The sequence below is a fragment of the Streptomyces sp. 378 genome, from assembly GCF_030124145.1.
GTDB lineage: Bacteria > Actinomycetota > Actinomycetes > Streptomycetales > Streptomycetaceae > Streptomyces.
On sequence record NZ_JASKMS010000064.1, the window covers coordinates 1 to 11,190 of the forward strand.

Sequence of the window (11,190 nt, forward strand, 5' to 3'; positions counted from 1 at the left end):
TCCGGTCTCGTCCCATCGCATACCTCCGTGATCAAGGTGTTGCGACGACCAGTTGAATCCGCCTTCGCTGCCCCTGTCGGTGTGCATGATCACGCCGCGGACGTCGCCGCCCCGGGTGGCCGCGGCCATGTTGAGTGAGGCCACCACCAGCTCGGCGTCGTGCCGGGCGCCCATCGCGTAGCCGAGCAGGCGCCGGGAGAACAGGTCGATGACCGTGGCGAGGTAGAGCTTGCCCTCCTCGGTGACGATCTGTGTCATGTCGCCCGCCCAGACGAGGTCGGGTTCCTCGGCGGTGAAGTCCCGCTGGAGGAAGTCCGGGGCGGCCGGCCGCTTGCCCGGCCTGGTCAGCCCGCCGCGGCGTCTCACCACCCGGCCAGCGAGGCCGAGTTCGGCCATCAGTTTCGCGACGGTGTTCACCGAGATGCGCCATCCCCTGCGGACCAGCAGGATGAAGATCTTCGGTGATCCGTAGGTGCCGCCGGACTCGGTGAAGATTTCCTCGATCTCGTCGGCCAGCCGCTGCCTGCGCAGTTCACGCCCGGTGGGCCGCCGGTCGCGCCACTTGTAGAACCATGACTCGCTCACGCCCCAGGGCGCGGCACGAGACGGTGTGCGGGATGTTGTGCTCGGTCTTGTTGTCGCTGATCACCCCGGCCACGGCGGCCGGGTCCGCCGCAGCTACTTCACCCACAGGACCATGCAGCTTTTGAGGACATCGCGCTCCATCTCCAGCTCCTTGTTCTCCTTCTTCAGCGCCGCATTCTCCGCCGTCAGCCGGGCGATCAACGTATCCTGGTCCTGGCCTGGCCTTCTCGGCCCGCTTCGCCCGCGAGACCCAGCTCGCCAGGGTCGTCTCGTTGTTCCCCAGGTCCTTCGCGACCTCGGGAACCGGCTTCCCAGTCTCCGTCACGATGCGTACCGCCCCCTCACGAAACTCCGTCGTGAACTTCCGACGCTTCTCCGCCATGACACTCAATTTTCCCTGCTGTCAGGGCTCCACGCTACGAGGGGAACCTCACTGAGCAAGGGTGCGGTGTTGCTGGTCGAGACGGCCCGCAAGACCGGTCTGGATGCGGCGATATCGGCGGCGCTTGAGCCGTGGCGCAAGCCTCGGGCGGTGCACGATCCGGGAAAGATCCTTCCCGATGTGGCGCTTGCCGTCGCGCTGGGCGGGGACTGCCTGGCCGACGTGGCCCTGTTGCGGGCTGAGCCGGCCGTGTTCGGGCCGTGGCCTCCGACCCGACGGTCTCTCGCCTGGTCGGACAGCTGGCCTCGGGCGGCAAGCGGGTTCTGGCCGCGCTGCGCACCGCCCGTGCCGAAGTGCGTGAACACGTCTGGCGGTTGGCCGGGAACGCCGCGCCGGACGCGGACGGGCAGGTGATCGTGGACCTCGACGGGGTCCTCGTCCTGGCGCACTCCGAGAAGCAGGACGCCGCCGCCACCTGGAAGAAGACCTTCGGGCACCACCCGCTGATGGGGTTCGTCGACCACGGCCGCGGCGGGTCCGGCGAGCCGGTCGTGGGCCTGCTGCGGCCCGGCAACGTCGGCTCCGTGCGACACGAGGTCGCACAGTTTGAGTGGTTGCACCGATTGGAGGTTCGACTGATGTCGAAGGTGTAGATCCGGGCCAGTGTCCAAGGCCCGTCCCCGCTTCGACGTGCGTCACTGGTAACGGTGGGGTGCGGAGCTCGAAGAAGACGCCCAAGGGTTCCCGATCCGTCCGGGGGCCACAGGCGAGGGGAAGACCGGACGGGTGAACGCAAGTGAACCCCTGATGATGCCTCGTCACGTTTGGGCTCCGCCAGACGGAAGTCTTCAGCGGAGTGCAGGGACTGGCCGCTGAGAAGCGGCGGGTGCCGGTCGGACAGCGAACCGCCGACCGGGAGGACACCACCGTCCCCGGGGTATAGGGGGCGCCCACCCCGGTCGTATCTCAACTGTGTGGAACGTGGAAACCCCGACGGGGTCCGCTCAGGTGACTGAGCGGTGAGCCGACTGCGAGGAAAGCCCAGCCCCCGGGCGGGAACAGGATGGCCCAAGAAGCGAACGCCGGCAGCTGAAAGGCAGCGGGAAGACGGGGCAACACATTCGGCCCTTCGCCGATCGCCCTGCATAACCGGCCGGATACGGGCACGTGCCCGAACTCGAAAGGGTGCCGACGTGGGTCAGGTGAGTCTGTGGAGACCAGATGCTCGAACACCCCGAACCGAGGGACAAGTTGGACGCCCCAGCTGAGGCCGCGGTGAACGGACCTGAGGACGAGATCACCGACTGGCTGGCCGTCGACTGGCAGCAGGTCGAAGACGACGTACGGCGACTTCGGCAACGCATCTTCACGGCATCGCAGGCAGGGGACCTGAAAAGGGTCCGCAATTTGCAGAAGCTGATGCTCCGCTCCCGCGCCAACACGCTGCTCAGCGTGCGCCGGGTCACGGAGATCAACGCTGGCCGCACGACCGCCGGGATCGACGGGAAGGTGGTGCTGCTGCCCCAGGGCAAGGCCGAACCGGCCGACTGGATGCAGCGATCCGCCGACACGTGGAGGGCCCGGCCGGTCAGGCGGGTGCATATCCCCAAGGCAGGAGGGAAGAAACAGCGCCCGCTCGGCATCCCGGTGATCGTTGATCGCGCTCTCCAGGCGCGGGCCCTCAACGCGCTGGAACCCGAGTGGGAGGCACGGTTCGAGCCGAAGTCGTACGGTTTTCGGCCCGGCCGTGGCTGCCATGACGCGATCGAGGCGATCTTCAACGCGGTCGGGGGAAAGAACCCGCACCGCCGGTGGATTCTCGACGCGGACCTGGCAGCGGCGTTCGACCGCATCGACCACGACCGTCTTCTGCGCCAGCTCGGCGGCTGCTACACGCGCAGCACGGCCGCTGTCCCGGCTGCGGCACTCTGCTGCTGCACGCCGATCAAGAGCCGCAAAGTCCCACCGAGTGGGAGCAGTGGCTCACCGCCGTCCGCAAGGCGATCCGCCGCACGGCGCTCGGCACCGAGGACGGCCGCCCGCCGGACGACACCGTACGCTGCCTCATGCACGCCCACTGCGCGCGACGGCGCATCGCCGCCCGTGCACCGGGACCAGCAGTTCTGCCTGCCCGCGAGCCTTTGGGGCTTGCTTGAGCCGTGTGCCTGGAAAGCGGGCAAGCACGGTTCTGAGGGGGCCCCGGCGCAGTAATGCGCTGGGGCTACCCGACAACACCGCCGCCGACCACATGGAAGCCACGAAACTGGCCCTGGCCCAGATGCCGAAACGGCTCCGGCGGGGGCGTCAGACGCTGATCCGTACCGACTCCGGCGGCGGCACCCACGAGTTCGTGGCCTGGCTCGCCTGGCTCGCCTGGCTCGCCTGGCGCGGGCGGTGGCTGTCGTACTCGGTCGGGATGACCACCACCGACGCCGGCCACCAGGCCGTCCTGCAGATTCCCGCCTCAGCGTGGACACCCGCCGTGCGCAGCCGGTTCGTCTGGCGCCTGGAGGGGAGTGGCTGTCTGGCGGGCCTCGGGTGATGGACTGTGGCCGGTTTGGCGGGGCTGGGGGATGTGCATGCGGATGCGGCCTTTGCCTGCTCTCTTCGCCTCGTACATGGCTTCATCGGCTTGGCGGAGGAGTTCGTCTGGTGTGACGCCTGGGAGGGCGAGTGTCATGCCGATGGAGGCTGAGACGAGTGCCTCTTTGCCTGCGATCTGGTATGGCTGTGTCAGGGCAGACAGGATTCGCTCGGCGACGTCTTTGGCGCGTGAGGGGTGTGTCCCGGCCTCTCCCTCCAGGAGGGCGGCGAACTCGTCACCGCCGAGGCGGGCCACGGTGTCTTCAGCCCGTACGGATGCCTGGAGCCGACGGGCGGCGTGGATGAGGAGAGTGTCGCCCACCGCGTGTCCGGCCGAGTCGTTGACAGCCTTGAAGCCGTCCAGGTCCATGAAGAGCACTGCGGGTGGGGCTGCGTGAGTGGTTCGCTTCCGCAGAGCATGCGCGACTCGGTCGGCGAACAGGGCCCGGTTGGGCAGTCCGGTGAGCGCGTCGTGGAAGGCCAGGTGCTCGAGTTGTTCCCGCTGGGTGACCCGGTCGCTCACATCGCGACTGCTGAAGATCATTCCTTCGGTGTGGTGGCTGACCGTCGATTCGACGTGGCGCCAACATCCGTCGGCGTGGCGGACCCGGCAGGACAGGCGGCGGCCCGGATTGCGGATGCCTGATGCGGCTTCCTGCCGCAGCGTCTGGACTGCTTGCATCAGTGGCGTCAGGTCGTCGGGGTGGCAGTACAGGGGCAGACGGGCACCCAGCAGGTCCTCGGGCCGGTAACCGAAGACGTGATGAGCGGCAGGGCTGACGTAGAGCACGCGGCCGTCCAGGCTGACGATGGTGATCACGTCGCGGGTGCCGTCGACCAAGGTGCGGTAAAGCGCCTCCCGGGTGGTGGCTTCGCGAGTAATACGCAGGTGATCGGCGTGGATGATGCCCTGGCGGATACCGAGCGAGATAGGCAGCAAACCCGCCAGGACCAGCAGAACCATGTCGGTGCGGCCTCCGACCATGGTGTGAGCTGTCAAGGCCAGGACGCAGACGGCCACGGGCACGAAAGCGGCCACGACCCCGACAACGGGCATAGTGCGCTGGTCGACGTCCGCGACGCTGGTGCCTCCGGCCAGCCATGGGGTAACGGCGATGAGGAGCAGGCCAGTGATCGAGCAGGCCGCCGCGCAAGGAATGCCGTACCAGGTGCCGGGGGCCGGCATGAGGATGCGCAGCATGTCGCTTGCGGTCAACACGGTGATGGCCAAGGCGGCTACCGTTGTGGCAGTGCGCTCAGGACGCTCCATGGAGTAGCGCAGTGCCACCACAAGTCCAAAGACCAGGACGTCCGTCACCACGCGTGCCAGATCCTGCAAGGACCCGAAGGCATCGCCGCTTTGGTCGGCACGATGCAGCAGCAGCACCCAGCCCAGGGTGAGCAGGGAGCCGGCGATCATCCATCCGTCCAGGACTCGCCGCAGCCAGACCAGCCTCGCCCCGCGGTCCGCAACCGCGATCACCAGTCCGGCGATCGCGACCACCAGACACAGGACGATTCCGGTGACCGCCAACACCTGGAGGACGACGTGGAACCCACCAGCGGGCCCCCCTCGAGAGGAAGGGAGCTGATTGACAACGAGGTGGTGAAGGCCACCCGCTGCCAAAGAACCCGCAAAGAGTGCGAGGCGAAGACGCACCCTTCCGGTAACCGTCCTGGCACGCCCAAGCAGGGACAGGGCGGCCAGACCATGCGAAACCGGCACTCCTACGCCGACGGGGATCAACAGCGCCGCCGTCGCGCTCGCGCTCACCGCGGCGGCAAGCACGCATCCCAGCCACAGAGCCTTGCCCCACCCACATGCCGCCCATGACCAGACGATACGAACGGCGCGTAACAAGCCCCACCAACCGGCCTGTCCTGGCCTCATGCGAACCCCCGACGGTCATCGAGCCCAAAGAGGGCAGGCACACCGTGTCTGTCTGCTCGTGCCGGATAAGAGGATAGGAGGATGTCTACCGCCCATCCCCATGAAAAGCGGTAAGTTCACCTAAAAAACGGACGAGCTCCCGGAGGCTGACACCCTGCCCGTCGGAGGTCAGCTGCAGAAGCTAAGTGGTCGGCTCCGGAAATCCTTCGGGGGTTGACTCCGGCGCCAGGGCCGTGCATGCCGGTGCGTTAGTTGTTGGGCGCGGCGAGATAGAGACCGAGCCCAGCATGCGCAGCGCCAAACAGGCCGGCTCCCTCCTCATCCGCGGTTGAGCCGTTACGCCCGCTCCTCCAGGCGCCAGGTCAGCCTGAGTCGGCCGATCAGGTCGACGAACAGCTCGAAGCTGCGGTCGACCCGGTCCCGGTCCGCGGTGGCGAGCAGGTCGAGTTGGAGGCCGCGCGCCTGCGCCACGATCATTGAGGCCACCAGGGGCGCCTGATCGGCCGGGCACCCTTCGGCCACTACCAGGCTCTCCATCAGCGCGAGTGAGTCGTGGGCGGCCCGCTGGAGGTAGCGGGTGTAGCGTTCGGGCTCCCGTACCGCCAGGGCGTGCACTTCGAACAGCAGTCGGTAGGCGGCCATGTCACCCGGGGCGGTGGTGGTCCGCCACCAGCGCGTCAGGCTCGTCAGATCGCGCGGAGAATCGGCGAGGTCCGCGGCCTCCGCCAGCCGTCGCCGGAGGAGCTCGATCACCTCCGTGAGCAGGTTCTCCTTGGAGCCGAAGTGATGCAGCAGCGTCCCATGGCTCACCCCGATCGCGCCGGCCAGCGGCCGCATTGCCAGGCCGCTGACGCCGTGCTCCAGGACGTAGTCAGCGACGGCGTCTAGGAGTTCAGGCCGCCGGTGCTGGTAACGAAGACTCCGACCGTCGATGTGCTCCGCGTCCACCCGGCCGATGGTACGCGAGCGGCAAATAGATTGACCAAACGGTTGAGCTATTTTTACGGTGGTCGGCATGAGCCACGACATCGGACGTCTACACCACGTAGGCCACGTCGTCAGCGACATGGGCGAGGCCCTCAACCTCTACCGGCGGCTGGGCTTCACCCTGGCACCGCCGGCCTACCCCGCGATGGCCCCGAGCAAGGGGGCCGCCCCGGAGCCGTTCGGCACGGCGAATACTCACGCTGACTTCCCGCGCAACTTCGTCGAGCTCGTCACCTGCGTGCCGCAGGGAGGGGCCATCCGGGTCCCCAGCGAGGCGAAACTCGTCCCCCTGCGGGCTCCGGCCGAGTTGCTGCCCCAACTTGTGGAACGCATCAGCAGCACCAGCGCCAATATCGCAGCGTCCCTCCAACGCTTCGAGGGCCTGCACATCCTCATGTTCTCCTCGCCCGACATCGACGCCGCCGCCGCACGACTGAGCGCTGCCCGCGTGGCGCACGGCGGAGTCAACACCGTCAACCGTGCCGTGGAGACCGCCGACGGAACCCGCACGGAGTCCGTCCGCTATCTGGAGATCGACAGCCGTGAACCGGCCGTGAGGCCGGGGACGGTGGCCGAGGGAAGGGTGGGGGTCGTCGCAGACCTGGACCCGCTGGTGCAAGCTGCTCGGCAGCTGGACCACCCCAACGGCGCCCTCGACCTCGTCGAGGTCGTGACCTGTGTGGCGGAAGCCGACCTCGACGCCACTGGGGCCAGGTACCAGGACTACCTCGGCAGCCCGGCGCAGGCCGACGGGCCGTCGCGGTTCTTCGACCTTGACGGCGCCCGGCTGACGCTCGTGTCCGATTCCCAGCTCTCGACGGTCCTGCCAGGCGAACACGCCCCCGCAGTCCCCGCGTTCGTCGCCTACGCGGTCGCCGTGCGCGATCTCGCCGCCACCCGGAAGCTTCTGCACGACAACGGATTCCCACTCAGCCGAACCGACTCAGGCAACATCTTCGTACCCGCCGCGTCCGCGCTCGGCGCCGCGATCATCTTCCGCGAGGCGAGCCAGGTACGCCGGTGACCACTCAGCACGGCAGGACGGCCCCGGTGAGCGGTCCGTCGTGATCCACTTCTCCCGATCGGCCTTCGCCTGATGCCCGTTGCTCTGGCCCGCTCGATATCCCTGACCGCCGCCGAGCGGCACTGGCTGAAGAAGGCGGCCTGCGGTCACAAGATTGAGCACCGGCTGCGGATGCGCGCGCAGATCGTGCTGCACGCGGCGCGTGGACGCTCCAACGCGCGTATCGCCCGTCAGACGGGACTGCACCTCGACACCGTGCGCAGGTGGCGGGGCCGGTTCGCCGAAGCGCGCCTGGAGGGTCTGGCGGATCGCAAGCGCTCCGGCCGTCCCGGCGCGTTCACCGCATTACAGGCCGCTTCGGTCACTGCACTGGCGTGCCGACTGCCCGCCGAGAGCGGGGTGCCGATCTCGCGCTGGTCGGCACCGGAACTGGCACGCGAGGCCATCGCGCGCGGCATAGCGACCTTCCTGTCCGCCTCCACTGTGCGCCGATGGCTCGCTCAGGATGTGCTCAAGCCCTGGCAGCATCGTTTCTGGATCTTCATTACCGACCCCGACTTCCGCCCCAAGGCCCAGCGGATGCTGGAACTGTATGCCCGCACCTGGCACGGCAGACCGCTCGGCGAAGACGAGTACGTCATCAGCGCGGACGAGAAGACCTCCATCCAGGCCCGCTGCCGCTGCCATCCCACCCTCGCCCCCGGCCAGGCCCGCGCCATGCGCGTCAACCACACCTACGGCCGCGGTGGCGCGGTGGCATACTTGGCCGCCTGCGACGTCCACCACGCGAAGGTGTTCGGCCGCACCGAACCACGCACTGGCATCGCCCCGTTCATGAATCTGGTCACCCAGGTCATGAGCCGCGAGCCCTACGCCAGCGCCAAGCGCGTGTTCTGGATCGTCGACAACGGCTCCTCCCACCGCGGCAAGAAAGCCGCCGACCGGTTGACCAAGGCATTCCCGAACACGGTCATGGTCCACACCCCAGTCCACGCCTCCTGGTTGAACCAGGTGGAGATCTACTTCTCCGTCGTGCAGCGCAAGGTCGTCTCGCCCAACGACTTCACCGACCTTGCCCAGGTCGGGGACCGGCTCCGAGCCTTCGAAGACCGCTACAACGCCACAGCACAGCCGTTCCAGTGGAAGTTCACCACCTCCGACCTGGACGATCTGCTGGCTAGGCTCGACCGGCACACCGCCGATCACCAGGCAGAATCCTCCACCGCCCAGCCAGCATGATCAACCCCCCGAAGGACTTCCTGCGCCGACCACTAAGGCTTGTCACGAGCGAGCAGGGCTCTGACGGTGAGGCAGATGGCCCGGCCGGTGCGCCTACTGCCGCGAGAGGGGCGGCGCTATGCGGAGGGCGCTGACCTGCCGGCTGCCCGCGGGCAGCCGGCGACGCAACGCTCGGATCGGCGAAAAGACTCCGGGCGCTCAGCGTGGAGATCTTGGCGGTGAACTGACCCTGCAGCGCCTCGACCGGAGGACGTTCTCGTGCCGTAGACGCCCCAGGCCCCGACCCGCGGTACGGCGTTGTCATGTTGCTGGATGTGGGGGTGTCTGACGGTGTGCCGGGGCGTGGAGGAGTCGGGTTCCGGCTGTGTGCTCACGGCGCGGTGGGCAGGCCGGCGACGCCGGTGATCTGCTCCCAGATCGCGAGTCGGACGGTCATCTCGGCTTGATAGTCGGATACGGGGATCAGATGACGGCGGGGCCGGAAGTTCGACTGCCGATGCTCGACGGAGGGCATGACCTCGCGATGGGCCGCGCCGTAGGAGCGGAGCTTGTCGGTGACGATCACCCGCGGCACCGCACCGGTCTTCTTCAGCAGCCTGCGCAAGAAACGCCTGGCCGCGACCTTGTCCCGGCGCTCCTGCACGAGGATGTCCAGGACGTTGCCGTCCTGGTCGACGGCCCGCCACAGGTACCGCTGCTCTCCGTTGATCTTGATGAAGACCTCGTCCAGGTGCCATGTGTCACCAGGCCGGAGCTGCCGGCGGCGCAGCACGCCTGCGTACCGCTGCCCGAACCTTGGCGCACCAGCGGCGCACCGTCTTGTACGAGACGACGATCCCCCGCTCGAGCATGAGCTCCTCGACCTCGCGGAACGACAGCGGGAAGCGGTAGTACAGCCACACGCAGTGGGAGATGACCTCGACCGGGTACCGGTGCCCCTTGTACGACAGCGACACGGCCCCCACGAACAGCCCCCTCCAGCACGATCCAACCAGAAGATCATCCCACCCGGTCAACCAACGCGACAGCGCCCAGTCGAGTACTCAGCAGGCGGTGGCCAGGCCCCCGGAGCCATCTGCCTCTACCCCACGCACTTGCGTCACGGTGCGAAGCTGTTCGGTCTGCATCGGCGTAGGCATGTCGTCGGCCGACTACGGGCAGTGCTGAACTATGGCTACGGATGGTGGCGTTGCGGCCGGAGTGCAGGTCTGCTCCCTCAAGGTAGATACACCTCAACTGATCTCGCCGGGCACCGGGTACAAGATCGTCCGCCTCCCCTTCGGAGCGGCGGAATCGACGGACCGATTCGAGATGCACCAGGCCGTCCAGCCGGACGGCTATGTGGTGAGTGACTGGGCGACAGACGACCGTAGCGGCCTGATCTGGCCGTCCAAAGCCGGCTGGGGCCACCTGCACGCGATGATCCAGTGGGAGTCCGCCAGCGGCACGGCCGGCTACACCGAGCTGCGCGACCAGTACGTACGTGACCCGCTGGGCCTGACGCCCAATCCCAACGACACCACGGCGACCGAGCACCGCACGCCGACGCCCGGCGGCCAGTACTACGTCAAGAACCACGGCGTCTTCGTCGATCCGGGCACCCCGGTTGCGCTCCGTGTCACGCACAACGACGCCATCCCGCGTCTGTTGACCCTCGCCGAGTTCAAGCTTGTCATCCACGATGCCGCCTGAACCGGTTTGTTCCGACTCTCGGGCGGTGGGCTGCTGTCGGGTGCGGTGAAGGGGGGTGCCTCTATGTCCTTCGTCAACACATCCCTGTCGGGTTTGCGGTGATTCGGTCTAGCTGGGGTCATGCGGCGAGCTCGACGTCCGCGGGCGTGCGGGGTTCGTAGAAGGTGCCGTCTCGGAGCATGGCGAACAGGACGCTGATGCGTTGGCGGGCGAGGCGGAGGAGGGCCTGGGTGTGGGTTTTGCCGCGGCCTCGTTGCTTGTCGTAGTAGGCGCGGGAGGCGGGATCGGCGTTCATGCAGGCGAAGGCGGAAAGGAACATGGCGCGTTTGAGCTGACGGTTGCCGCCTCGGGGTGCGTGTTCGCCGTGGATCGAGGTCCCCGACGACTTCGTGGTCGGGGCGAGTCCGGCGTAGGAAGCCAGGTGGGCGGCGCTCGGGAAGCTGGTGCCGTCGTCGACGGTGACCAGCAGGACGGCGGCGGTCCTGACACCGACGCCGGGCATCGACGTCAGGACCGGGGAAAGAGGGTGAGCCTCCAGCAGGGCGTTGATCTGGGCTTCCAGGGCCCGGCGCTGTTCGTGGACAGCGGCGAGCGAGCCGGCCAGGGAGGGCACGACGATGTCGAGGGTGCCGGTCCCCGGGACCACGACGGTCTGCTCGTCCAACGCCTCGAAGACGTCGTCGATCAGCCGCTGGGCCATGCGCGGGGCCTTGGGCCGGATGAGCTCGACGAGCCTGCGCCGGTCGGCTTTGCGCAGTGCGGCGGGGGAGCCGTAGCGCTCCAGCAGCCAGGTGACGGCCGGGTGGT

Annotated in this window: 8 protein-coding genes and 4 pseudogenes; 6 read left to right on the top strand and 6 right to left on the bottom strand. The window is 67.9% G+C overall.

Annotation, left to right across the window (positions count from 1 at the left end; translation table 11 throughout):
* Positions 1-585 (bottom strand): IS3 family transposase (locus QNO09_RS39140; RefSeq protein WP_283974995.1); only part of this gene is annotated, 585 nt, incomplete at its 3' end.
* Between the two features lie 268 nt (positions 586-853).
* Positions 854-967, bottom strand: a pseudogene (locus QNO09_RS39145) (transposase); the annotation flags it as partial.
* 15 nt (positions 968-982) lie between these two features.
* On the opposite strand from QNO09_RS39145, the pseudogene QNO09_RS39150 reads away from it, so the two are divergent.
* From QNO09_RS39150 to QNO09_RS39160, 3 genes and pseudogenes are all read left to right on the top strand, one after another.
* Positions 983-1,551, top strand: a pseudogene (locus QNO09_RS39150) (transposase); the annotation flags it as partial.
* 637 nt (positions 1,552-2,188) lie between these two features.
* Positions 2,189-3,178 (top strand): reverse transcriptase N-terminal domain-containing protein, encoded by a 990-nt coding sequence (locus QNO09_RS39155; RefSeq protein WP_349637027.1) that lies wholly within the window; start codon positions 2,189-2,191, stop codon positions 3,176-3,178.
* A pseudogene (locus QNO09_RS39160) lies at positions 3,132-3,458 on the top strand (IS1380 family transposase); the annotation flags it as partial. The gene QNO09_RS39155 and the pseudogene QNO09_RS39160, both read left to right, overlap by 47 nt.
* Here QNO09_RS39160 and QNO09_RS39815 read toward each other — a convergent pair.
* On the bottom strand, positions 3,432-5,441 hold the full coding sequence (locus QNO09_RS39815) for a diguanylate cyclase domain-containing protein (protein WP_502962420.1): 2,010 nt from the start codon (positions 5,439-5,441) through the stop codon (positions 3,432-3,434). The pseudogene QNO09_RS39160 and the gene QNO09_RS39815 overlap by 27 nt on opposite strands.
* A gap of 336 nt (positions 5,442-5,777) precedes the next feature.
* Positions 5,778-6,389 (bottom strand): TetR/AcrR family transcriptional regulator, encoded by a 612-nt coding sequence (locus QNO09_RS39170; protein ID WP_283974996.1) that lies wholly within the window; start codon positions 6,387-6,389, stop codon positions 5,778-5,780.
* 67 nt (positions 6,390-6,456) lie between these two features.
* On the opposite strand from QNO09_RS39170, the gene QNO09_RS39175 reads away from it, so the two are divergent.
* Together QNO09_RS39175 and QNO09_RS39180 are read left to right on the top strand one after the other, a co-directional pair.
* Positions 6,457-7,452 carry a VOC family protein gene (locus QNO09_RS39175; RefSeq protein WP_283974997.1) on the top strand — a complete coding sequence of 332 codons (996 nt, stop codon included), beginning with the start codon at positions 6,457-6,459 and terminating at the stop codon, positions 7,450-7,452.
* A 72-nt stretch (positions 7,453-7,524) separates the two neighbouring features.
* Positions 7,525-8,691, top strand: coding sequence for an IS630 family transposase (locus QNO09_RS39180; RefSeq protein ID WP_283974998.1), 1,167 nt, complete (start codon positions 7,525-7,527; stop codon positions 8,689-8,691).
* A 370-nt stretch (positions 8,692-9,061) separates the two neighbouring features.
* On the opposite strand, the pseudogene QNO09_RS39185 reads toward QNO09_RS39180, so the two are convergent.
* Positions 9,062-9,656, bottom strand: a pseudogene (locus tag QNO09_RS39185) (IS6 family transposase).
* 205 nt (positions 9,657-9,861) lie between these two features.
* Between QNO09_RS39185 and QNO09_RS39190 the strand changes: the two are divergent.
* The gene (locus QNO09_RS39190) at positions 9,862-10,383 is read left to right on the top strand and encodes a hypothetical protein (RefSeq protein WP_283974999.1); all 522 of its coding nucleotides are present in this window, start codon (positions 9,862-9,864) and stop codon (positions 10,381-10,383) included.
* Positions 10,384-10,501: 118 nt separating this feature from the next.
* Here the strand turns inward: QNO09_RS39190 and QNO09_RS39195 are convergent.
* Positions 10,502-11,190, bottom strand: a 689-nt coding sequence (locus tag QNO09_RS39195) for a transposase (protein ID WP_283975000.1), incomplete at its 5' end; no start/stop codon positions are given.